This window comes from Paraburkholderia tropica, assembly GCF_914484835.1.
In the GTDB taxonomy this organism is placed as follows: Bacteria; Pseudomonadota; Gammaproteobacteria; order Burkholderiales; family Burkholderiaceae; genus Paraburkholderia; species Paraburkholderia tropica_A.
On record NZ_CAJZAR010000098.1, the window covers coordinates 24,995 to 25,229 of the forward strand.

1 pseudogene is annotated in these 235 nt (G+C 75.7%); it reads right to left on the reverse strand.

Going from position 1 to position 235, the window contains the following annotated elements:
* Nucleotides 1-235: pseudogene (locus LDO54_RS39365) on the reverse strand (helix-turn-helix domain-containing protein); the annotation flags it as partial.

Consider the following 235-nt stretch of genomic DNA (forward strand, 5'->3'; position numbering starts at 1 on the left):
CGCGGCCTCGTCGATCTGGCCGATCAGCAGCAGGCGGCGAATGCCGAGGTAACGCGCGTGCGCGGCGTTGAGGATGTCGCCGTGCGCATCGAGCGCCGTTCGCGCCGCGTCGAGCGCGCCCTCCTCCCAGCCGAGATCGCGCGAAGCCAGCGCGATTTCCGCCTGCGCGACCACGCAGCGCGCGCGGGCCACGGCCTCGCGCGGACCGAAGGCGCGCGCCGCGTCGCGCAGCAGC